The sequence below is a fragment of the Pseudomonas sp. Marseille-Q5115 genome, from assembly GCF_916618905.1.
Taxonomy (GTDB): Bacteria; Pseudomonadota; Gammaproteobacteria; order Pseudomonadales; family Pseudomonadaceae; genus Aquipseudomonas; species Aquipseudomonas japonica_A.
In genome coordinates this window covers 3,944,679-3,965,140 of the sequence record NZ_CAKAKI010000001.1, presented here as the reverse complement: position 1 = coordinate 3,965,140, position 20,462 = coordinate 3,944,679, and the positions used below count along the sequence as shown (strand labels likewise).

General features: G+C 62.2%; 21 protein-coding genes. 12 read left to right on the top strand and 9 right to left on the bottom strand.

Going from position 1 to position 20,462, the window contains the following annotated elements:
• Positions 1-21: 21 nt before the first annotated feature.
• The 3 genes from LG385_RS18155 to LG385_RS18145 are packed head-to-tail and all read right to left on the bottom strand — an operon-like array spanning position 22 to position 2,737.
• Entirely contained in the window at positions 22-810 is a 789-nt protein-coding gene (locus LG385_RS18155) for an ABC transporter substrate-binding protein (RefSeq protein ID WP_225775370.1), read from the bottom strand.
• 41 nt (positions 811-851) lie between these two features.
• Positions 852-1,886, bottom strand: coding sequence for an isopenicillin N synthase family dioxygenase (locus LG385_RS18150; protein WP_225775369.1), 1,035 nt, complete (start codon positions 1,884-1,886; stop codon positions 852-854).
• Positions 1,883-2,737: a sugar phosphate isomerase/epimerase family protein gene (locus LG385_RS18145; protein WP_225775368.1), complete on the bottom strand. Its 855-nt coding sequence runs from the start codon at positions 2,735-2,737 to the stop codon at positions 1,883-1,885. Before LG385_RS18145 ends, LG385_RS18150 begins: the two co-directional genes overlap by 4 nt.
• 560 nt (positions 2,738-3,297) lie before the next feature.
• Between LG385_RS18145 and LG385_RS18140 the strand changes: the two genes are divergently transcribed.
• Positions 3,298-3,627 carry a hypothetical protein gene (locus LG385_RS18140; RefSeq protein ID WP_225775367.1) on the top strand — a complete coding sequence of 110 codons (330 nt, stop codon included), beginning with the start codon at positions 3,298-3,300 and terminating at the stop codon, positions 3,625-3,627.
• Here the strand turns inward: LG385_RS18140 and LG385_RS18135 are convergent.
• Positions 3,575-4,522, bottom strand: a complete 948-nt coding sequence (locus LG385_RS18135) for a LysR family transcriptional regulator (RefSeq protein ID WP_225776278.1) — start codon at positions 4,520-4,522, stop codon at positions 3,575-3,577. The genes LG385_RS18140 and LG385_RS18135 overlap by 53 nt on opposite strands.
• A gap of 123 nt (positions 4,523-4,645) precedes the next feature.
• Here LG385_RS18135 and LG385_RS18130 point away from each other — a divergent pair, with 123 nt between their 5' ends.
• Both LG385_RS18130 and mmsB read left to right on the top strand, forming a co-directional pair.
• Positions 4,646-6,172 carry a CoA-acylating methylmalonate-semialdehyde dehydrogenase gene (locus tag LG385_RS18130; RefSeq protein ID WP_225775366.1) on the top strand — a complete coding sequence of 509 codons (1,527 nt, stop codon included), beginning with the start codon at positions 4,646-4,648 and terminating at the stop codon, positions 6,170-6,172.
• Between the two features lie 9 nt (positions 6,173-6,181).
• Complete coding sequence (gene mmsB, locus LG385_RS18125) at positions 6,182-7,069, top strand: 3-hydroxyisobutyrate dehydrogenase (protein ID WP_181117681.1); 888 nt, start codon at positions 6,182-6,184, stop codon at positions 7,067-7,069.
• On the opposite strand, the gene LG385_RS18120 is transcribed toward mmsB, so the two are convergent.
• Entirely contained in the window at positions 7,070-7,384 is a 315-nt protein-coding gene (locus tag LG385_RS18120; RefSeq protein ID WP_225775365.1) for a putative quinol monooxygenase, read from the bottom strand. It abuts the gene before it with no gap.
• Between the two features lie 154 nt (positions 7,385-7,538).
• On the opposite strand from LG385_RS18120, the gene LG385_RS18115 reads away from it, so the two are divergent.
• The 3 genes from LG385_RS18115 to ggt all read left to right on the top strand — a co-directional run bounded on the left by LG385_RS18115 (position 7,539) and on the right by ggt (position 10,789).
• Positions 7,539-8,123 (top strand): NAD(P)H-dependent oxidoreductase, encoded by a 585-nt coding sequence (locus tag LG385_RS18115; protein WP_225775364.1) that lies wholly within the window; start codon positions 7,539-7,541, stop codon positions 8,121-8,123.
• A gap of 20 nt (positions 8,124-8,143) precedes the next feature.
• Complete coding sequence (locus LG385_RS18110) at positions 8,144-9,040, top strand: LysR family transcriptional regulator (RefSeq protein WP_225775363.1); 897 nt, start codon at positions 8,144-8,146, stop codon at positions 9,038-9,040.
• An 81-nt stretch (positions 9,041-9,121) separates the two neighbouring features.
• Positions 9,122-10,789 (top strand): gamma-glutamyltransferase, encoded by a 1,668-nt coding sequence (gene ggt / locus LG385_RS18105; protein ID WP_225775362.1) that lies wholly within the window; start codon positions 9,122-9,124, stop codon positions 10,787-10,789.
• Between the two features lie 58 nt (positions 10,790-10,847).
• Here the strand turns inward: ggt and LG385_RS18100 are convergent, their stop codons facing one another.
• Complete coding sequence (locus LG385_RS18100; protein ID WP_181117686.1) at positions 10,848-12,431, bottom strand: aldehyde dehydrogenase (NADP(+)); 1,584 nt, start codon at positions 12,429-12,431, stop codon at positions 10,848-10,850.
• A 286-nt stretch (positions 12,432-12,717) separates the two neighbouring features.
• Between LG385_RS18100 and LG385_RS18095 the strand changes: the two genes are divergently transcribed.
• The 5 genes from LG385_RS18095 (at position 12,718) to LG385_RS18075 (ending at position 17,322) form a co-directional block, all read left to right on the top strand.
• Positions 12,718-13,710, top strand: coding sequence for a response regulator (locus tag LG385_RS18095; protein ID WP_225775361.1), 993 nt, complete (start codon positions 12,718-12,720; stop codon positions 13,708-13,710).
• A gap of 1 nt (position 13,711) precedes the next feature.
• The gene (locus LG385_RS18090) at positions 13,712-14,665 is read left to right on the top strand and encodes a sensor domain-containing diguanylate cyclase (protein WP_225775360.1); all 954 of its coding nucleotides are present in this window, start codon (positions 13,712-13,714) and stop codon (positions 14,663-14,665) included.
• A gap of 79 nt (positions 14,666-14,744) precedes the next feature.
• Positions 14,745-15,167, top strand: a complete 423-nt coding sequence (locus tag LG385_RS18085) for a DUF3597 domain-containing protein (RefSeq protein ID WP_181122700.1) — start codon at positions 14,745-14,747, stop codon at positions 15,165-15,167.
• A gap of 11 nt (positions 15,168-15,178) precedes the next feature.
• On the top strand, positions 15,179-15,370 hold the full coding sequence (locus LG385_RS18080; protein WP_181122702.1) for a hypothetical protein: 192 nt from the start codon (positions 15,179-15,181) through the stop codon (positions 15,368-15,370).
• 95 nt (positions 15,371-15,465) lie between these two features.
• Entirely contained in the window at positions 15,466-17,322 is a 1,857-nt protein-coding gene (locus tag LG385_RS18075; protein WP_225775359.1) for a PAS domain S-box protein, read from the top strand.
• A gap of 7 nt (positions 17,323-17,329) precedes the next feature.
• Here the strand turns inward: LG385_RS18075 and LG385_RS18070 are convergent, their stop codons facing one another.
• Positions 17,330-18,220 (bottom strand): bestrophin family protein, encoded by an 891-nt coding sequence (locus tag LG385_RS18070; RefSeq protein WP_181117692.1) that lies wholly within the window; start codon positions 18,218-18,220, stop codon positions 17,330-17,332.
• Between the two features lie 207 nt (positions 18,221-18,427).
• On the opposite strand from LG385_RS18070, the gene LG385_RS18065 reads away from it, so the two are divergent.
• A complete protein-coding gene (locus LG385_RS18065; protein ID WP_225775358.1) occupies positions 18,428-19,339 on the top strand; it encodes an alpha/beta fold hydrolase in 912 nt (303 codons plus the stop codon).
• 2 nt (positions 19,340-19,341) lie between these two features.
• Here the strand turns inward: LG385_RS18065 and LG385_RS18060 are convergent, their stop codons facing one another.
• Together LG385_RS18060 and LG385_RS18055 are read right to left on the bottom strand one after the other, a co-directional pair.
• Entirely contained in the window at positions 19,342-19,584 is a 243-nt protein-coding gene (locus LG385_RS18060) for a hypothetical protein (protein ID WP_181117694.1), read from the bottom strand.
• Positions 19,585-19,630: 46 nt separating this feature from the next.
• The gene (locus LG385_RS18055) at positions 19,631-20,434 is read right to left on the bottom strand and encodes an IclR family transcriptional regulator (RefSeq protein ID WP_263974709.1); all 804 of its coding nucleotides are present in this window, start codon (positions 20,432-20,434) and stop codon (positions 19,631-19,633) included.
• Positions 20,435-20,462: the final 28 nt, after the last annotated feature.

The following is a 20,462-nucleotide window of genomic DNA, read 5'->3' as shown; positions in this document are numbered from 1 at the left end:
CGGAAGGGCGGCTGATAAACGTCAGTTAACCGCTTCCAGGTCGTACTTCTTGAGAATCGCGTCGTACTCGCCGTTCTGCTTGCTGGCCTTCACCGCTTCCAGCAAGGCGGCATAGGTATCGGCGTTGCCCTTCTTCACGTAGATGCCCAGGGTTTGCGGGTACACCAGTTTTTCCGAGGTCACGATCACGCGGCCGTTGGTGCGCTGGGCGATCATGTGCGCCGCGCCGGCAATCTCCACCTGTGCCTGCACGTTCTTGGAGAGCAAGGCCTGAGTCACCTCTGGCGCCGACGGGAACTCGCTCACGGTGATCTCGCCTTTCTTGTTCGGCACGCAGTAGCTGGTGGACAGCTCGCGGAATTTCGCCACCCAAGTGGTACCTTGCTCAAGGCCGATCTTCAGGCCGCAGAGGTCTTCCGGCGTTTTCGGGCTGAGCTCGCTGCCTTTGGGCACCATGATCGCCGCGCCGGTGTTGGCGTACGGGATCGCCTGGGCCTGGGCTTCGCGCTCGGGTGTGATGTACATCCCGGAAATGATCGCGTCGTAGTGCCCGGCGTTAAGGCCATTGATCAGGTTAGGGAATTTGGTGTCCACAAAATCCGCCTTGCTGCCCATGGCTTTGGCGAGAGAGTGCGCCAGCTCCGGGTCCGAGCCCACCACCTGCTTGTTGGCATCGTAGGATTCGAACGGCGGGTAGGTGATCTCCATCCCCACCTTAAACACGCCGGGGGTGGTGGTAGGTGCGGCGAAGGTTGCAGTAGCGCACAGCAGGCCGGCGGCAAGCAGGCCGAAGCGGGTGGTGTAATGCATGGGCGAAGGCTCCTGGAGTTTTTGATGTAGGTGCTGGGCGATCACAACGCGGCTGCCTGATTTTTCAGGTGGCCGAAACTGGCGGGCTTGCGCGCGTGGGTAGGCAATTGCAACTCCCCAGCCGCCACTTTGCGCCGCAGGTACTGGTAGGTTTGCAGGGCCTGGCCCCACATGTGTTCCCCGATGGGCAGGGCTTCATAGTGCTGCTCGCCCTTGAGGAAGCTGGGCAGCGGGGCGATCTGGGTGTGGTAATCGCAGGCATAGAACAGCGGGAAGGCGTAGCGCTCGGCCGCGACCTTGCGCACCCGGTGGGCCGTGGCCACAAAGGTGCCCGCGGTCATCACTTCCAGCATGTCGCCGATGTTCACCACAAAGGCACCCGGGTGCGGCGGCGCGTCGACCCATTCGTTCTGGTCGTTCATCACCTCCAGGCCTGGCTGGTCAGCATGCAGGATGGTGAAGCACTCGTAGTCGGTATGGGCGCCGATGCCGGGCGCATCCACCCGTCGTGCGTCGAATGGGTAGTGAATCAGCCGCAGCTTGGAAGGCGGCCGGCTGACCATGGGCGCGAAGTAATCCTCAGGCAGGCCGAGCGCGAGGGCGAAGCCGCTGAACAGCTTGCTGCCCAGGCCGAACACCGCGGCATAGTAAGCCTGCACCGCTTCCTTGAAGCCCGGCACAGCTGGCCAATGGTTCGGCCCGAGCAGCGGTGTGCGGGCCAGATACAGCGGGTCGTTCGCGGGCACTTCGAAGCCGATATCGAACGCTTCCTTGTGATCCGGCTCACCCTCGCCGTACACCTCTTCACCCTTGGGCACGAAGCCCTTGTGGCTTTCGGAGGTGCCGATGTAATGCTTCATCTTCGCGTCCAGCGGCTGGGCGAAATACGCCTTCGCAGCGTTCTGCAAACCTTCGATCAGCGCCGGGTCGATGCCGTGGCCGGTGATATACAGAAAGCCCACCTCACTGGCGGCACGGCCCAATTGCTCGGCCACGGCCAGGCGGTGCTCCAGCTCCACGCTGAACAGGCCGGCGATGTTTACCACGGGAATGCTGCTGAAATTGGCGTTGCTCATGCCGCCTGGCCCTCGCTGAGGAAACGTTGGAAGTGCGCGCGTTCTGTGTTGGCCATCCACTGGTTCAAACCCCAGAGGTCGGCCACCGGCACATTGGTGAAAGGAAGGTGATGCAGATAGCCGTCTGCGCCGAATTCAGGCGTGAGGGTAGTAACGGCCTGGCCACGCGCTCGCTGCGCGCGCCATACCGCTTCCCAATGGCCTTGATGGAAGGCCAACGCTTCGGCGTATTCCGGTGCGCCAGGGTGCGGCACCTGCGGGCCTTGGTCGTAGCCCACCCGGGCTTGAATGTGCGCCACGCGCTCCACGAACGGGGAAAGGTCATCGGCCGGGTCGTTCAACAAGCGCTCGCAGCACACCACCCAATGGCTGATATCGCTGGTGAAGCGCAGCGCCGGCAGTTGCCGAATGAGTTCGAGGGTAACCCACGGGTTGAACAGCGACCGCGCGCGGTGGGTTTCCACCAGCACCGGCACGCCTTGTTGGCTGGCCAGCGCCAGTAGCTCGCCGAAGAATTCAACCTGCTGCGCCAGCGGCCAACGGTCGTTGCCGGCCAGCACATTTACAAAGCGCGGCGCCAGCTCATTGGCCCAGTCCAGCTTGCGTTGAAGGTCTTCCAGGTGTTCAGAGGGCGGCGCGCTTTGCTTGGGCAGCACGTCGTAGGCGGTGAATACCGTAGCGATGTAAGGCACGCGATTGCTGGCAAGAAACGCCGCGAATTCCCGCCGCTCGGCTGCGTCCAACGGCAGCCTCGCTTCTATGCCGTCGAACCCCGCCGCCAGCAGCTCCTCCAGCGCCTGGGCCTTGCTGGCCCTGTAACCCCAGAGTGATCGGAAAATCTCCAGTTGCATCGGTGCCCCCTCGGCGCGCAGCTACGTAATGCCCCCGGCGTGGCCGAAAGCAATGAAGGGCAGTAGCAAGCGTGAACCGAGGCCGGGCCTCTGACGGGCCCGTTCCGATGCGCCGATGGTAGGCAGCACGTGGCGGCGGGTTGAATAGGCTGCGGCAAATCATTAGTTCAGGGATTTCTGAAGTGAATGCCTGGCTGGCTTTGTGACCTTGTGCCACCCCGCATCCTGTGGGCGCTGATTCACCTGTGGGACTGGGCATAGTCCGGGAATGGACTACCCCAATGGTCTGAAAGCAGCCCTGAAACTCACGCTGGAGTAATGCTTACAGCCGGTTGCTCCGTCACCGTAAACAAATGCCTCCGTTCATACAAAGCGCACACACAATGGCGCGGCCGGCCCATCACCCACGTGCCAGAGCGCCCGAGTGCCCCAGCCCTTACGGCTTGCGAACTCAAGCCCAACCCCCCAATGCGATGCACTCATCAGGTTTGTCAAAACCCCCCTATCCATGACCGATGGCCCGGGGCTACTATCGGCTATCCATCCATGGAGGGTCCGGTATGAATACGTATGACGCAAAGCATTTAAGGCTGCTGAAGCTGATTGCCGCTGGAGATTGGCATTCCATCGCCATCACAGACCTGGAGGAGCTAAGGACGCTCTCGGTCTGCGGGTACATCGAGGTGAGTTCCAGCCGAAGCGACAGCCATAACATTACTCTCCTGGCCGAGGGGCTGAATTACCTGGGGCATCTGCTGAAGCTCGAAGTGATGGGCAGCGCAGGGGCGTCCCAATCCAGCCCCGTCTTCCAGCCCTTGGCATCGTCGATCAGGGCGATCAATCAACCTTCCGAAGCAACTGCGCTTCGCCCAGCAAAAACGGGCGGTTGAGCTCAGTCTGTGCCCTGATGTAATCCCACAGCAGGGTGATGCGCTTGAGCTTGCGCAGGTCTTCCCGGCAGTACATCCAGAACTGCCGGGTCAGCTCCACCTTCTCCGGTAACACCGGCACCAATTCCGGCGCTTCGGCGGCGAGGAAGCAGGGGAGGATCGCCAGCCCATGCCCTTGCCGCGCCGCCACCATTTGCGCGACCACGCTGGTGCTGCGCAGCCTCGCGCTGGCGGCGGGGAGCAAATGGCTGAGGTAAAGCAGTTCGGAGCTGAAGGCCAGGTCGTCCACGTAGCTTACGAACGGATGATCAGGCAGCTGTGCCACATCGGTGATGGGCGCGTGCCTGGCGAGGTAGTCGGCGGTAGCGTACAGGCGCAGCCGGTAGTCGGTGAGTTTGCAGCACACATACGGCCCATGTTCCGGGCGCTCCAGGGCGATCACGATATCGGCTTCGCGCTTGGACAGGCTGATGAAGTGGGGCAGCGGCAATATGTCCACAGAAATGGCCGGGTATTGCTCCACGAACTCACTCAGTAGCGGTGTGATGAAAAAGCTGCCGAAGCCTTCGGTGCAGCCCATGCGCACATGCCCGGAGGGTGCCAGGCCAGAGCCGGTGACTTGTTCACAGGCCATGTGCAGCGTGCTTTCGATGGCCTCGGCGTAGCCCAGCAACCGCTGCCCTTCGTTGGTAAGGCTGAAGCCATTGGTGCGGGACTTTTCGAACAGCAGCGTGCCGAGCGAGGTTTCCAGCGCGGTGATGCGCCGGGACACGGTGGTGTAGTCCACCCCGAGCCGCTTGGCCGCGCTGCTGGCCTTGCGCAGCCGTGCCACCTCAAGGAAAAACTTCAGGTCATCCCAGTTCAGCCCCGCCAGCGACGTGATGTGTTTCTGCATGATGATCCGGCTTATATCCGCATTCTTGTTGGAAGTTTGCATACCTATACTGGATGCAGGCATTCCCTGCCAGCGCAGAATCGAGCGCTGATCGCGAACAACAACAATCACGCGGAGGTTTATATGAATGCGCCCCTTCCAGGCGAAAGCACTCGGGTCGCCACGGTCAAGCTGTTGATCGACGGCCAATGGATCGAATCCCAATCCGCTCAATGGCAAGACGTGGTCAACCCAGCGACGCAAGAGGTGTTGGCGCGTGTGCCCTTCGCCACGGTTGCCGAGGTGGATGCAGCGGTCAATGCCGCGCAGCAGGCCTTCCTCGAATGGCGCAATACGCCCGTTGGCGCCCGCATGCGCATCATGCTCAAGCTCCAGGCGCTGATCCGCGAGCACAGCAAGCGCATTGCCGCCGTGCTCAGTGCCGAGCAGGGCAAAACCCTGGCTGACGCCGAGGGCGATATTTTCCGTGGGCTGGAAGTGGTGGAGCATGCGTGCTCGGTCGGCAGCCTGCAGATGGGCGAATTCGCCGAAAACGTGGCCGGTGGTGTGGATACCTACACCCTTCGCCAGCCCATCGGCGTGTGCGCCGGTATTACCCCGTTCAACTTCCCGGCCATGATCCCGCTTTGGATGTTCCCCATGGCCATCGTGTGCGGCAACACCTTTGTGCTCAAGCCCTCCGAGCAGGACCCGCTCTCTACCATGGAGCTGGTGAAGCTTGCCCTGGAAGCGGGCGTGCCGGCGGGCGTGCTGAACGTGGTGCATGGCGGCAAGGAAGTAGTGGATGCCATTTGTACCCACCCTACGATCAAGGCCATTTCGTTCGTGGGCTCCACGGCCGTGGGCACCCATGTGTACAACCTGGCCGGCCAGCACGGCAAACGCGTGCAAGCGATGATGGGTGCGAAAAACCATGCCGTGGTGCTGCCGGATGCTAACCGCGAGCAAACCCTTAATGCCTTGGTGGGCGCTGCCTTCGGTGCGGCCGGGCAACGCTGCATGGCCACTTCGGTGGCGGTGATGGTGGGTAGCAGCCGGGAATGGATACCGGACCTCAAGGCACTGGCCGAGCGCCTGAAGGTGAACGCCGGCAGCGAGCCGGGCACCGACGTTGGCCCGGTGATCTCGCCACGGGCCAAAGCGCGGGTGGAAGAGTTGATCGCCAGCGGCGTGGAACAAGGCGCGCTGCTGGAGCTGGACGGGCGCAACGTGAGCGTGCCGGGGTATGAGCAGGGCAATTTCGTAGGGCCAACCCTGTTTACCGACGTGACCACCGACATGCGCATCTACACCGAGGAAATCTTCGGCCCGGTGCTGGTGGTGCTGGAAGTGGACACCCTTGACGAAGCCATCGCCCTGGTGAACCGCAACCCGTTTGGCAACGGCACAGGGTTGTTCACCCAAAGCGGCGCGGCGGCGCGCAAGTTCCAGAGCGAAATCGACGTGGGCCAGGTGGGCATCAACATCCCGATCCCCGTTCCGGTGCCGTTCTTCAGCTTCACTGGCTCGCGCGGTTCCAAGCTGGGCGACCTGGGGCCGTATGGCAAACAAGTGGTGCAGTTCTACACCCAAACCAAGACGGTTACCGCACGGTGGTTCGACGACGCCAGCGTAAACACCGGCGTTAACACCACTATCCACCTGCGCTAGGAACCAGCCATGAAAATCGCATTTATCGGTTTGGGCAACATGGGGGCGCCCATGGCCCGCAACCTGATCAAGGCCGGGCACAGCTTGCTGCTGTTCGACCTCAACCAAGGCGTACTGGCTGAACTTGGGGCGCTAGGGGCGGAAGTGGCCACCTCGCCTAGAGAGGCCGCGCAACAGGCAGAGCTAGTGATCACTATGCTGCCGGCCGCGGCTCACGTACGCGCGGTGTTCGAGCAGGAAGACGGCGTGCTGGCGGGTATTCGGGCCGGTACGCCGGTGGTGGACTGCAGCACCATCGACCCGCAAACCGCAAGGGACATGCATGCGGCCGCCGCGAGGCAGGGCGTGGACTTCGCCGATGCGCCGGTATCTGGCGGCACGGGCGGCGCTCAGGCGGGCACCCTCACCTTTATGGTGGGCGCCAGCGAAGCGCTGTTCGCCACGCTGCAACCGGTGCTGGCGCAGATGGGCAAGAACATCGTGCATTGCGGCGAAGTGGGCACCGGCCAGGTGGCGAAGATCTGCAACAACATGCTGTTGGGCATCTCCATGATCGGCGTAGCGGAAGCCATGGCGCTGGGCAATGCCTTGGGCATCGACACCAAGGTGCTGGCAGGCGTGATCAACAGTTCCACCGGCCGTTGCTGGAGCTCGGACACCTACAACCCTTGGCCCGGGATCGTGGAAACGGCACCGGCCAGCCGTGGCTACAGCGGTGGCTTCGGCGCCCGGCTGATGCTCAAGGACCTGGGCCTCGCCACGGAAGCGGCCAAGCAGGCCAACCAGCCCGTGGTGATGGGCGCGCTGGCCCAGCAGCTGTACCAAGCCATGAACCTGCGTGGCGACGGCGGCCTGGATTTCTCCGCCATCGTGCAGGGGTATCGCGCCGCCGAATGATTACCGCAGCGCGGACGACGGGCTAAGCATGCGGATACGCTGAACCTCGAAGTCCCGCTCCAGGTAATCCATGCGAACGTCGAAAAAAGCCTTCATGTGGGGCAGGGCGGAGTGCACATCCAGCGCCGCCTTGCTCGCCCACACTTCATAGAACACGAACAGGCTCGGGTCTTCTTCGTCCTGCAGCATGTGGTATTCGATGCAGCCAGGCTCCTCGCGGCTCCCCGCTACATGTTCAAGAAACATCGCCTTGAACGCTTCTGCCTTTTCGGGGCGGGTTTTGGCCTTGAGAATGAAACCGTAAGCGTCGCTCATTGCGGTCCTCCTGTTTGAATTAACACTAGCCTAGCGCAAAGATGGGCTGGGGATTGTTGCGTTCAGGGAACAAGCGATTTGCGCCTGTGTGGGTGGTTTTCAGGGTAGTGGATAGGTAGGCTGCGCCGCATTCGACACTTATGAGGGCTAGCCCATGAATATCCTGCTACTCAACGGCGGCAAACAGTTCGCTCACTCCGCCGGCCGCTACAACGAAACCCTGCACGACGCCGCGCTGGCCTGGCTCGATCACGCCGGCCATGACGTGAAGGACACCTTCATCGACGGCGGCTACGACATTGCCGCCGAGGTCGAGAAATACCTGTGGGCCGATGTGGTGATCTATCAGATGCCCGGCTGGTGGATGGGCGCGCCCTGGACGGTGAAGCAGTACATTGACGAGGTATTTACCCAAGGCCATGGCAGCCTCTACGCCAACGACGGCCGTACCCGCTCTGACGCCTCCCAGCGCTACGGTAGCGGTGGGCTGCTGCACGGCAAGCGCTACATGATTTCGGCCACCTGGAATGCGCCCCAGCAGGCTTTCGATGACCCTGCCGACTTCTTCGAAGGCAAAGGCGTGGATGCGGTGTACTTCCCGTTCCACAAAGCCAACGAGTTCCTCGGCATGACAGCCCTGCCGACCTTCCTGGCAGTGGATGTGATGAAACGGCCCAATATCGAAGCCGACGTGGCGCGTTATCAACAGCACCTGGAGACTGTGCTAAAAGGGCTGTGAATCCCCCCAGAGCCCTGCATGTGAAAGCGCGATCGGACGAACTTCAACTCTTTATCGCGGTAATCGAAGGCGGCTCCATTTCAGCCGCCGCCGAGCAGGCCGGGCAGTCGCCCTCAGCGGTTAGCCGTACCCTGGCGCGGCTTGAAACCAAGCTGGGTACCACGCTGATCAACCGCACTACCCGGCGCATGAGCCTGACCGAAGAGGGCAAGTATTTCTTCGAACGGGCCAAGGCCATTCTTCAGGACATGGAAGCGCTGGAGGAGCATCTCGCCGTCCGCCAGCAGGCGCCCTCGGGTCGGCTGCGCATCAACGCCGCTTCGCCGTTCATGTTGCATGCCGTCGTTCCGTACGTGGCCGAGTTTCGCCAGCGCTACCCGGATATCTTCCTCGAGCTGAACACCAATGACCTGATCATTGACCTGCTCGAGGAAAATACCGACGTGGCGATCCGCATCGGCACCCTGGCGGATTCCACCCTGCATGCGCGCCCCTTGGGCAGCAGCCCGCTGAACATATTGGCCAGCCCGGCTTACCTAGCGCGCCACGGTACACCCGAGCGTGTAGAGGACCTTGCCCATCACACCCTGCTGGGCTTTACCCGCAACGAAGGCCTGAACCAATGGCCGCTGCGCCATGCGGGTGGCGACCGTTTGCCGATCGACCCGGCGGTGGCGGCCTCCAGTGGCGACACCTTGCGGGAGCTTGCCCTGGCGGGCGAGGGCATCGTGTGCCTGTCCCACTTCATGACCCACCATGACATTCACGAAGGCAGGCTGCAGGTGGTGCTGGCCGGGTTCAATACCGGCTACCGGCAACCGATCCATGCGGTGTACTACCGCAACACCCAGCTTGCGCTGCGGATTCAATGCTTCCTGGATTTCATTCAAGAGAAGCTCAAGGTGTACGCGCAATAACGCCCGGCACGCTGCGCTTTTTGCCGAGGTGGCATTTATAGGCCTTAATTGAGGGCGGATACCTCATTACAAGGACAACCGATGCGCCTCGTACTTTGCAAAACCCTGGTCGCCACCGCTGTGTTGGTGGCGTCGAGCAGCAGTTGGGCCAGTGCCCTGCCGGCTGGCGCGGTGGCGTCGCCGGACCGCTACGGGGCCGAGGTCGCCGAAGCGATCCTCAAGCAAGGCGGCAATGCCGTGGACGCCGCAGTGGCCACCGCCTTCACGCTCGCGGTCACTTACCCGGAGGCCGGCAACCTGGGCGGCGGTGGCTTCATGACGCTGTACGTGAAGGGCAAGCCGTATTTCCTCGATTACCGCGAAACGGCACCAAAGGCGGCCACCAAGGACATGTACCTGGACGCCAAGGGCGAAGTGGTGCCGGATTTGAGCCTGGTGGGTGCCAGGGCTGCCGGCGTGCCCGGCACCGTGATGGGCCTGTGGGAGGCGCACAAACGCTTCGGCAAGCTGCCGTGGTCTGAACTGCTTACCCCAGCCATCGGTTATGCCAAGCGCGGGTTTATCGTGGCGCAGGAGCAGTACCAGTACCGCGAAGACGCCTTGGGCCTGTTCAAGAGCAGCACCAATTTCCCGCAGTACTTCGGCAGCATGAAAGTGGGCGAACGCTTCACGCAGCCCGAGCTGGCGCAAACCCTCGAACGCATCGCTGACAAAGGGGTGAGCGAGTTCTACCAGGGCAAAACCGCGCAGTTGCTGGTTGCCCAGATGCAGCACGACAACGGCCTGATCACCGCGGCAGACCTCAAGGGGTACAAGGCCCGCTGGCGTGAACCCCTGCGCATCGACTGGCGCGGCAATGCCATCTATACAGCGCCCCTGCCTAGTTCCGGCGGCATCGCGCTGGCGCAACTGTTGGGGATCAAGGAGCGCCGCAGCAGTGACTTCAACGGCGTACCGCTGAACTCCGCCCGCTACATTCACTTGCTCGCGGAAATCGAAAAACGCGTGTTCGCCGACCGTGCGGACTACCTCGGCGACCCGGACTTCAACAAGGTGCCGGTGGGCATGCTCACGGCCCCGGCCTACCTCGACAAACGCGCCGCGGAGATCAACCCCAGCGCCATTTCGCCCACCGAGCAGGTTCGCCCGGGGCTGGAAACCCACCAGACCACGCACTTCTCGATCATCGACAAGGACGGCAACGCGGTCAGCAATACCTACACGCTGAACTTCGATTACGGCAGTGGCGTGGTGGTGACGGGCGCGGGCTTCCTGCTCAACGACGAGATGGACGACTTCAGCGCCAAGCCTGGCGTGGCCAACGGGTTTGGCGTGGTGGGCAGTGACGCCAACGCCATCGCGCCCGGCAAACGGATGCTCTCGTCCATGAGCCCGACCATCGTGACCCGTGATGGCAAGGTGACGTTGGTGGTTGGTACACCCGGTGGCTCGCGGATCTTCACCAGCGTGTTCCAGGTGCTGAACAACCTGTACGACTACCACCTCACCCCCGTGGAGGCTGTGACCGTGCAGCGCGTGCATCACCAGTTGCTGCCCAAGGACACGATCTACTACGACGCCATGGCGCCGCTCACTGGTGAAGTGGCGGATGACCTGAAAAAGATGGGCTACACCCTGGAAGATCAGGGCTGGCTGATGGGGAACATACAGATGATCCGGGTAGAGAACGGCCAGCTGGAAACAGCGTCCGACCCGCGCGGGCGTGGAGAAGGGAGGGTGGTGCAGTAGGAGGGGTGAAACCCGCGAACCGGGCAATGAAGAATCATCACCCGGTTCGCGACCAGCATCAGGCGATAGCCTGGGTGCTCCACTCACCGTTCACCAGGCGCTGAAGGCCCAGCGGGTTGGCGTTCTGCAAGGCTTCGGGCAGCAGCGCGTCAGGGTAGTTCTGGAAGCAGATCGGCCGCAGGTAACGGTCGATCGCCAGGGTACCCACCGATGTACCACGGGCGTCGGAAGTGGCCGGGAACGGGCCGCCGTGCACCATGGCTTCGCAGACTTCCACGCCGGTCGGGTAACCGTTCACCAGAATACGCCCGACTTTGTGCTCCAGGATCGGCACCAGCCACTGGTAGGTCTGCAGGTCGGCGGTTTCGCCAATCAGCGTCGCGGTCAGTTGGCCACGCAGGCCCAGCAGCGCTTGCTTGAGCTCAGCGTCGTCAGCTACTTCCACCACAACGGTGGTAGGGCCGAACACCTCTTCCTGCAGCAGCGCATCGCCATTCAGCAGCAGAGAAACGTCTGCCTTGAACAGCTGCGCCTGGGCCTGGTTGCCCTCCTGCGCGTTGCCAGCGAGGTGAGTGATGCCTGGGTGGCTGAGCAGGTGCTGCACGCCACTGCTGTAGCTTTTCAGGCCACCGGCATTGAGCATGGTCTGCGCGGGCTGGCCACCGATCTCGGTTTTCAGCGCTTCCAGGAAGGTGGTAAATTCAGCCGACTTCACGCCGATAACCAAGCCTGGGTTGGTGCAGAACTGGCCTGCGCCCATGCATACCGAACCTGCCAATTCCTTGGCCACGGTCGCGCCACGTGCCTTGAGGGCTTCTGGCAGCAGGATCACCGGGTTGATACTCGACATCTCGGCGAATACCGGGATGGGCTCTGGGCGCTCTGCAGCGATCTTGCACAGCGCGGTGCCGCCACCCAACGAACCGGTGAAGCCTACAGCCTTGATGGCAGGGTGCTTGACCAGCGCTTCACCAACACGGTTGCCGAAGATCATGTTGAACACGCCCTTGGGCATGCCGGTACGCTCGGCAGCGCGGGTGATGGCGGTGCCCACCAGGTCGGCGGTGGCCATGTGGCCGCTGTGGGCTTTCACCACAACCGGGCAGCCTGCGGCGAACGCCGAAGCGGTGTCACCGCCAGCGGTGGAGAACGCCAGAGGGAAGTTGCTGGCGCCGAACACAGCCACCGGGCCCACACCGATACGGTATTGGCGCAGGTCCAGGCGTGGCAGCGGCTTGCGGTCAGGCAGCGGCAGGTCGATGCGGGCGCCAAGGTAGTCGCCACGGCGCAGCACTTTGGCGAACAGGCGCATCTGGCCACTGGTGCGGCCGCGCTCGCCCTGGATGCGCGCGGCAGGCAGGGCAGTTTCACGGCAAACGATAGCGACGAAGTCATCGCCCAGAGCATCTAGCTCATCGGCGACAGCTTCAAGGAACTCTGCCCGGCGAACGGGGCTCAACTGACGGAATTCAGGGTAGGCGGCATCGGCAGCCTTGGCAGCAGCATCCACTTCAGCATCGGTAGCCTGGCAGAAGCTGTAGGGCAGAGCTTCGCCGCTGGCGGCGTCTATGCTCTTGAGGCTGGATTCGCCAAGGGCGCTACGGGCACCGTTGATGAAATTGTGTCCGAGAACGTCAGGCATTGTTGTCTCCTTGTTCGGTTAACGGGAAGCGTGAGCGCTGCCAAAGCGAGGGTGATTTGAATGCGACGGCTTCGACAGTTGTTGCCGGACATCATACAACTGCAGGGCTCGATGTCCAAGCTATGCTACGACCGGCTCGTTACCAGTGAAGCATTACTGCTAGGTTTTACCCTAATACGTGCATGATTTGATACAAGCACGCCAAAGCGCTGGCGTAGTGCCATGCTGCTTGTTTACAGTGCCGCTCGCCGCGCCCCGCACAGCTTTCAACCGGACGAAGATCTCAATGGCTGCTGTACCTTTGCTCATTTGTGACGATTCCAACATGGCCCGCAAGCAGTTGCTGCGGGCCTTACCCGAAGGGCTTGAACTGTCGGTAACCCAAGCCGAAAACGGTCGGCTGGGCCTGGAAGCCATTCGCAACGGCCTGGGCGAAGTGGTGTTGCTGGACCTCACCATGCCCGAGATGGACGGCTATGAGGTACTGGCGGCCATCCAGGAGGAAGGCCTCGATACTCAAGTGATCGTGGTGTCCGGTGACGTGCAGGATGAAGCCGTACGCCGCGTGATGGGGCTAGGGGCAACCGCATTTCTCAAGAAGCCCGCCAACCCGGATGAACTGCGCGAGGCACTCAGCCAGTGTGGCGTGTTCGCCACCGGCCAAGGGCCGATCGAACAGCCCGGGGCCGACGCTGCGATCAATTTCAACGACGCGTTCCGTGAAACCGTGAACGTTGCCATGGGCCGCGCCGCCGCGCTGCTCGCCAAGGTGCTGCACGTGTTCATCGAGTTGCCTATCCCCAACGTCAATGTGCTGGAAGTGGGTGAACTGCACATGGCCCTGGCCGACGCCCAGCGCGGCAATCAACTCACAGCCATCTGCCAGGGTTATATCGGCGAAGGCATCGCGGGTGAGGCACTGCTGATGTTCCACGACAGCAGCCTGCCGGACATGGCCCGGCTGTTGCGCCAGGAATACCGCGAAAGTAGCCAGTCGGAAATGCTGCTGGATTTGTCCGCCTTGCTGATCGGTGCCTGCCTGAGCGGCATTGGCGAACAGATTGACCTTACCTTTTCGCTAAGCCATCCGCAGGTGTTGGGCGAGCACGCCCGTATCGAAGACCTGATCACGCTCAACCGCCACCGCTGGAAGCAAACCCTCGCCGTGGAAATCAGCTATAGCGTCGAAGGCTACGATATACACTTCGACCTGCTGCTCCTGTTTACCGAGACGTCGCTGGCCAGGCTCAAAGGCAAGCTCGCGTACATGATGAATTGATATGAACACACCTATGGACCTTACCGAACTCCACTGGCTCCTCGCCATTACCCAAAGCATCGATGTAGGTGTGGTCGTCTTTGATCGTTCCTTCAACGTGACGGTGTGGAACTCGTTCATCGAAAACCATTCCGGCATCCCGGCCCGGGAAGCCCAAGGCAAGTCGTTCTTCTCGTTGTTCCGCGAGGTGGAGCAGACCTGGTTTACCCGCAAGGTAGAAAACGTGGTCACGCTGGGCTCTCCTAGTTTCACGATCTGGGAGCAACGCCCCTACTTGTTGAAGTTCGAAACCTATCAGCCCATCACCGGCTCCGAGCCGTTCATGTACCAGAACACCACGCTGTTCCCGCTGCGCTCGATCAACAACCAGATAGAGCACATTTGCCTGGTGATCTATGACGTGACGGAAGTAGCTACCAACCGCCGCCAGCTGCAAACGGTGAACGCGCAGTTGCAGAAGCTTTCCAGCACCGATCGCCTCACCGGGCTGTACAACCGGGGCCATTGGGAAGAGGCGCTGAAGCACGAATACGCCCGCCACAGCCGCTACGGTAACGATTGCGCCCTGGTGATGTTCGACATCGACCACTTCAAGCAGGTGAACGACACCTATGGCCACCCGGGTGGCGATCGGGTGATCCAGCGCGTGGCGGATGTGGTGCGCGAGCATGTGCGCGACTCCGACATCTGCGGCCGCTACGGGGGCGAGGAGTTCGCCCTGCTGCTTCCCGATACTGACAAGGAAGGGGGCCACATACTGGCTGAACGCCTGCGTGCGTCCATCGAGGCCCTGGTGGTCACCCACGAGAACAAAGCCATCCGCTTTACCATCAGCCTGGGCGTTGCCGACCTGCGCAAGCCGGCAGCCGATTACCAGGAACTGATCGAGCGCGCCGACCAGGCCCTGTACACCTCCAAGCGCAGCGGCCGCAACCGGGTGACCGTGTTCGCCTGAGCGCGGCGGTCACACCGATCAAACTTTCCGCGCGGGGCCGGGGTCCACCAAAGACCTACGGCACCACGAGGAACCATCGATGAGCCTTTTCAAAGACATCCTGAGCAAGTTGGGCATTGGCCATGACGACACTCAGCCCACCACGACCACTGCAACGCCAACCCCTCCCGGTAGCGCCGCGCCGGTAAGCGTGGACGGTGGGGTGCCGCCCATGACCGGTACCACCACGCCGCGCACGGATACCACCGTGGATGTGGGCGCCAAGCTGGACGGCCTGGCCAACGAACATGCCGAAAAACTCAACTGGCGCACCTCTGTAGTCGACCTGTTGAAGCTGCTTGGCATCGACAGCAGCCTGGAACATCGCAAGGAGCTGGCCACCGAGCTGAACTGCCCGGCCGACAAGCTTAACGACTCCGCCGAAATGAACATGTGGTTGCACAAAGCCGTGCTGCAAAAGATTTCCGCCAACGGCGGTACTGTACCCAGCGAACTTCTGTGAGGAACGCACCCATGGCAGTCAAGATCCAGCGGCTCGAAGGCCGGGATATTCCCTGTGAAGCCCAGCGCAAGGACGCTACGGCTGTCTTCCACATCACTGACGACAATGGGCGGGACGAGTACCGCTACAATGATGTCGACGCCGCCCGGCGCGTGGTTGAACTCAGCGACCGTGAGCGTATGGAGCGCAGCGGCTCCCGCTAGCTGAGCGGTTTGCACCCGTAACTGCCCGGCCTGCCCGGGCAGTGTTTTATCTGTTCTCGACATTAACCGGTACAGGGAGCCTACGGTTGAGCAAAGTGGCGTCAGAACCCGAGCAGGTTCGGCTGCGGTTGCTTCGAGCACTGAACCTGCTGGATACGGAACCAGAGCCGGAATTCGACCGAATTACCCGGCTGCTGGCGCGTGCGCTCGATGTGCCCATTGCGCTGGTATCGCTCATCGACGAGCATCGGCAGTGGTTCAAATCCGCCTATGGGCTTGGGGTGCGCGAAACACCCCGTGAGATCGCCTTTTGCGACCACGCCATCCGCCAGCACGAACCGCTGATCGTCAACGACGCCAGCCGCGACCTTCGCTTCGCTCGCAACCCCTTGGTAACCAGTGCACCCAATATTCGCTTTTATGCCGGCGTGCCGCTGCGCACCAGCGACGGCCATGCATTGGGCACGCTGTGCGCCATCGATTCGCGGCCGCGTGAGCTGAGTGGCGAACAGCTGCAAGTGCTTGAAGACCTGGCCGAGCTGGTGGTGCGCGAGATCCGCCTGCGAGAAGCAGCGCTATTGTCGCGTTCCCACCTTCGGCTATCCGACGCGCGGATCGAAACCGCCGAGGACCGCTTCCGCTCCGTGTTCCAGAGCGCCGGGCCGGGCATGGTGCTGTCCGATGCCAATGGCGTGCTCAAGCGGGTAAACCCTGCCTTCTGCGCACTCGTCGGGTATTCAGCAAGTGAACTGCACCGCATGACCTATCAGGACTTCACCCACCCTCAGGATCTGGGCGAAAACCTGCCTCAGTGGACCCGCCTGCGCGATGGCGCAATAGACAGGCTGGAACTGGAGAAACGGCTGATACGCAAAAATGGCGAGCACCGCTGGATTCACGTGACCCTCACTCGCCACCTGCTGCCCAACGGCGAGCTGGATTTCATTTTGGCCGTGGTTACCGATATCCAGGCGCGCAAGGTGGCCCAGGCCGCCTTGGCGAAGCTGGCTACCGAGCTGGAACAGCGTGTGGCCGAGCGCACCGAGGCACTGCATCAGCGCGAGGTAGAGCTGACCGCCGTGCTGGAATACACCCAGGACGCCTACGTACGTACCGACGACCAAGGCCGCATCCTGGCCTGGAACCGCCAGGCCGAGGCCACGTTTGGCTGGAGCCGCGAAGAAGCTGTCGGCCAACTGTTGGAAGACCTGGTGGTGCCGCCCACCATGCGCGAGCAACATGTAAAGGGCATGCGGCACTACCTGCAGACCGGCGAGAACCGGGTGCTGGGCAAGCGCCTGGAATTGCAGGCCCTGCGCCGCGATGGCCGCACCATTCCGGTCGAACTGCACATCAATGCCCTGCATTCGGAGCATGGCGTGTTCTTCAACGCCTTTCTCCATGAAATTTCCGCCCGCAAGGCCAAGGAAGAAGCCCGTGAGCGCGAAGCCCTGCAAGACCCCCTCACAGGCGTGGCGAACCGGCGGGCGCTGAGCGAATGGTTGCCGCGGGCGATGGCCACTGAAGACGACACCTTGGCCGTGCTGTTTATCGACCTGGACGGTTTCAAGGCCATCAACGACCGCCTGGGCCACGATGCGGGCGACCTGCTGCTCAAGGAAGTGGGCCAGCGGATGGTCCGCTGCCTGCGCGGCAGCGACCGGGTATTTCGTGTGGCAGGGGATGAGTTCGTGGTGGTGCTTACCCACCTGTCCGACCCCTCACAAGCCAATGGCGTTGCGGCCAAGCTGCTCGCCACGGTAGCCGCGCCGGTAATGCTCGACCATGCCCCGGTGAAGGTCAGCGCCAGCATTGGCTTCACCTTGTATTCAGCCGATGACAGCCGGGGCGCGGAGCAATTGATCAAGGATGCCGATACCGCCATGTACGCGGCCAAGGAAGGCGGGCGTAACCGGACGGCTGCCTTCGAGCCCCCGGCCTCGCCACGCTAACCGGGCGTCAAGCGATGCGGTCCCCACCCAAGGCATCACGCTGCATCGAAGCCAGGTTTTTCTCGATGGTTTCGCAGATCGCTTCCATCTTGATCTGGTGCTCACTCCTGCGGAACGGGCTCTGCAGGTCGGTACCAATGCGCTCGATCGCCAGCAACATAAAGCCCACCACAGTCGACGCCAGTGGGGTGAACCAGCCCAGTGACTCCACCAGGCCCACCGGCACGATCAGGCAGAACAGCGAAATGAACAGCCGGGGGAAATACACGTAAGGGTAGGGCAGCGGCGTATTGGCGATCCGCTCCATGCCGCCCTGGCTGTTGGACAACTCCACCAAGGTGGACTCCAGCCGCGACAAGCGAATGCTGTCCAGGTGGCCCGCCTTGTACTCCTTGGCCAGCAGCGCCGCGCTGCCATTGAGAATGTCATTGGCAAAGTTGTTGGTGGCGCCATGGCGGGCGAACTCGTCATCGGGGATAAACGCCCGTACCTCCTCCGGGCACGGCTGCCCGCGCAGGTGCGCCGCCAGGCAATTCACATAGGCCACATGCCGGCGCAGCAGCGTGGCCTTCACCGGGTTCACCTCGCCATCCGGGTCATCCAGCAGCGTCAGCACCTGTCGGGCAAAGCTGCGCGAGTTGTTCACCATCGCGCCCCACAACGTGCGCGCCTCCCACCAGCGGCCATAGGCACTGCTGTTGCGGAAGCTGATCAACACCACCAGCGCCGAACCCAGCAGGGTCAACGGCATCAGCGGCAGGTTGAGCTTGCTGTCCAGGAACAGCATGAAATCCACCGTGACCGCCACGTCCCATAGCAACAGCCAGAACAATGCCCAGCCCACGTAGCCCAGGGTTTTGACGATCAAACGGTATTTATTGACGATGGAGTCTTTCATCCGGTACCTCAAAGCGAACGTCAGTGGCTAAGGTCGGACGGTGGGATGAGGGGGAAGGTTCGGGGGCTGGGCGGCGGATTAGTTACAAGGCGTGAATCGATTCAGGCGTGCTAGCGCGCGGTGCCGGTAAGCGGAATGGCGAATAACCGGGTTAGCGCTACGCTTGAATTACCCCACGGGAACCCCTCCCGGGTGATGGAGGCTTACATGGTTCGTGCCCTGCTCGCCGCTGTCACATTGCTGGTGCTGGCTGCCCCTGCTATAGCCGAGGTGGCTCCCTTCCCAGCCGCGTTTCGAACCCAGGATATACCGGTGGAAGGCGCCACCCTCCACGTACGCGTGGGCGGCAAAGGCCCGGCGGTGGTGCTGCTGCATGGCTTTGGCGATACCGGCGACATGTGGGGACCGCTCGCCACCGACCTGGTAAAAGACCACACCGTGGTGGTGCCCGACCTGCGCGGCATGGGCTTGTCCTCCATTCCTGAAAGCGGCTACGACAAGAAAACCCAGGCGGGCGATATTCGTGGCGTGCTGGCGGCATTAGGCATTGAGCATTCCGTGGTGATCGGCCACGACATCGGCACCATGGTTGCCTACGCATACGCCGCCCGCTACCGCGACCGCACCGACAGGCTGGTGGTGATGGACGCGCCGGTGCCCGGCGTGCCGCCGTGGAACGACATCGTGCGCTTGCCCGCCCTTTGGCACTTCGATTTCGGTGGGCCGGATGCCGAGCGGTTGGTGGCGGGCCGTGAGCGCATTTACCTCGATCGCTTCTGGAACGAGTTCGCCGGCAACCCGGCAAAAGTGGACGAAGCCACCCGCGCCCACTACGCCACCCTCTACGCCAGGCCCGGCGCGATGCACGCCGCTTTCGCGCAATTTCGCAGCATCCGCCAGGATGCCGTAGACAACCAGGCTTCGCTTACCCCGAAGCTGGCCATGCCGGTGCTGGCGATCGGCGGGGAAAAGTCCTTCGGCAACAACGAAGCCATCGTAATGCGCAACGCCGCCGACCATGTCACGGAAGTGGTAGTGCCCGGCGCGGGCCACTGGCTGATGGAAGAAGCCCCCGGGCCTACGGTGCAGGCGGTTCGGGCGTTTTTAGAGGCGCGTTGAACCTAACCCTGCAAGCCTTCCAAGCGCGCCTGCACCGCGTCGTCGAAAAAGATATACAACGCCTCGATATCGGGCTTGCGAATACGCCGGTCCGACTCCAGCCCGCGCACAAACTCAAGCTGAATCTCCGCCTCCGCGGCTACTTCTTCCGGCGTGTTGGCTTCCTCCAGCGAGCGCAACAACCGCTCGATCGGCGTACGCAGGTTCTTTGGGATCTTGAGTGCGTCCAGTTGTTCGTTGAGCATGGCGATACCTCTGAGGATGCGGCAATTTCCGTACGGAGCTCGGCGCTCAGCTTCTGCGCTTGCTGGAAATCGATGAGGCGGTGGAGATTAACAGGTCGGCATAGCGGCGAAGGTCCCGCTCGGCGACCCAGCGCGAGCGCGACACTGCCACGTTGACCGCGCCGATGCCGCGGCCGTGGGCATCGAGGATGGCCGAGGCCGTGGACACGTCCCCGTAGAAGTACTGGTCCTCGGTATGGGCGTAACGCTGTTCGCGAATCTGCTCGAGGTTGGCCCATAGCCGGCCCCGATCAGTGATCGTGGCCGGGGTGTGCTTGATGAACTGGCTGCGGTCGAAGATATCGTTGACTTCGTCATCGCCGTAAGTCGCCAGGATGGCCATGCCGGGCGCGGTGCACCAGGCGGGCAGGCGCGTACCGGCGATAACGCTGTTGTTGAACACATGACGGCTGACAATCCGCAGCACGAAAATAATGTCTACATCGTCCATCACCGTCAGGTTGGTGGCCTCTTCGGTTTCGGCGCTCAGCTGCTGCAGGTAGGGCCCCGCACGGTTCACCAGGTCGCTGGACTGCAGGTAGTGCGAGGTGAAATCCAGCAGCTTGGGCGACAGCTCATACTTTTTGCCCTGATCTTTTTTCAGATAGCCCAAGGTGGCCAGGGTATAGGTGAAACGCTGCGCAGAGCTGAGGTCCATGCCCGTGAGGTTGGCGATCTCCGACAGCGACAAGTTGCGCTGGCTGCCGTCGAAGGCCATGAGTACTTTCATGGCCTTTTCCACCGACTGCACATATAACGACGAAGCCGTGGGATCGGCGGCGGCTTTGCGGGAGGGGCGCGAGTTAGGCATGGGCTGCAGTATCAAATCAAAAGAGGCG

Excerpts from the sequence above, each read along its gene's own strand:
- LG385_RS18155 (WP_225775370.1), bottom strand. The coding sequence starts at position 810 with ATGCATTACACCACCCGCTTCGGCCTGCTTGCCGCCGGCCTGCTGTGC.
- LG385_RS18150 (WP_225775369.1), bottom strand. The coding sequence starts at position 1,886 with ATGAGCAACGCCAATTTCAGCAGCATTCCCGTGGTAAACATCGCCGGC.
- LG385_RS18145 (WP_225775368.1), bottom strand. The coding sequence starts at position 2,737 with ATGCAACTGGAGATTTTCCGATCACTCTGGGGTTACAGGGCCAGCAAG.
- LG385_RS18140 (WP_225775367.1), top strand. The coding sequence starts at position 3,298 with ATGAATACGTATGACGCAAAGCATTTAAGGCTGCTGAAGCTGATTGCC.
- LG385_RS18135 (WP_225776278.1), bottom strand. The coding sequence starts at position 4,522 with ATGCAGAAACACATCACGTCGCTGGCGGGGCTGAACTGGGATGACCTG.
- LG385_RS18130 (WP_225775366.1), top strand. The coding sequence starts at position 4,646 with ATGAATGCGCCCCTTCCAGGCGAAAGCACTCGGGTCGCCACGGTCAAG.
- mmsB (WP_181117681.1), top strand. The coding sequence starts at position 6,182 with ATGAAAATCGCATTTATCGGTTTGGGCAACATGGGGGCGCCCATGGCC.
- LG385_RS18120 (WP_225775365.1), bottom strand. The coding sequence starts at position 7,384 with ATGAGCGACGCTTACGGTTTCATTCTCAAGGCCAAAACCCGCCCCGAA.
- LG385_RS18115 (WP_225775364.1), top strand. The coding sequence starts at position 7,539 with ATGAATATCCTGCTACTCAACGGCGGCAAACAGTTCGCTCACTCCGCC.
- ggt (WP_225775362.1), top strand. The coding sequence starts at position 9,122 with ATGCGCCTCGTACTTTGCAAAACCCTGGTCGCCACCGCTGTGTTGGTG.
- LG385_RS18100 (WP_181117686.1), bottom strand. The coding sequence starts at position 12,431 with ATGCCTGACGTTCTCGGACACAATTTCATCAACGGTGCCCGTAGCGCC.
- LG385_RS18095 (WP_225775361.1), top strand. The coding sequence starts at position 12,718 with ATGGCTGCTGTACCTTTGCTCATTTGTGACGATTCCAACATGGCCCGC.
- LG385_RS18090 (WP_225775360.1), top strand. The coding sequence starts at position 13,712 with ATGAACACACCTATGGACCTTACCGAACTCCACTGGCTCCTCGCCATT.
- LG385_RS18085 (WP_181122700.1), top strand. The coding sequence starts at position 14,745 with ATGAGCCTTTTCAAAGACATCCTGAGCAAGTTGGGCATTGGCCATGAC.
- LG385_RS18080 (WP_181122702.1), top strand. The coding sequence starts at position 15,179 with ATGGCAGTCAAGATCCAGCGGCTCGAAGGCCGGGATATTCCCTGTGAA.
- LG385_RS18070 (WP_181117692.1), bottom strand. The coding sequence starts at position 18,220 with ATGAAAGACTCCATCGTCAATAAATACCGTTTGATCGTCAAAACCCTG.
- LG385_RS18065 (WP_225775358.1), top strand. The coding sequence starts at position 18,428 with ATGGTTCGTGCCCTGCTCGCCGCTGTCACATTGCTGGTGCTGGCTGCC.
- LG385_RS18060 (WP_181117694.1), bottom strand. The coding sequence starts at position 19,584 with ATGCTCAACGAACAACTGGACGCACTCAAGATCCCAAAGAACCTGCGT.
- LG385_RS18055 (WP_263974709.1), bottom strand. The coding sequence starts at position 20,434 with ATGCCTAACTCGCGCCCCTCCCGCAAAGCCGCCGCCGATCCCACGGCT.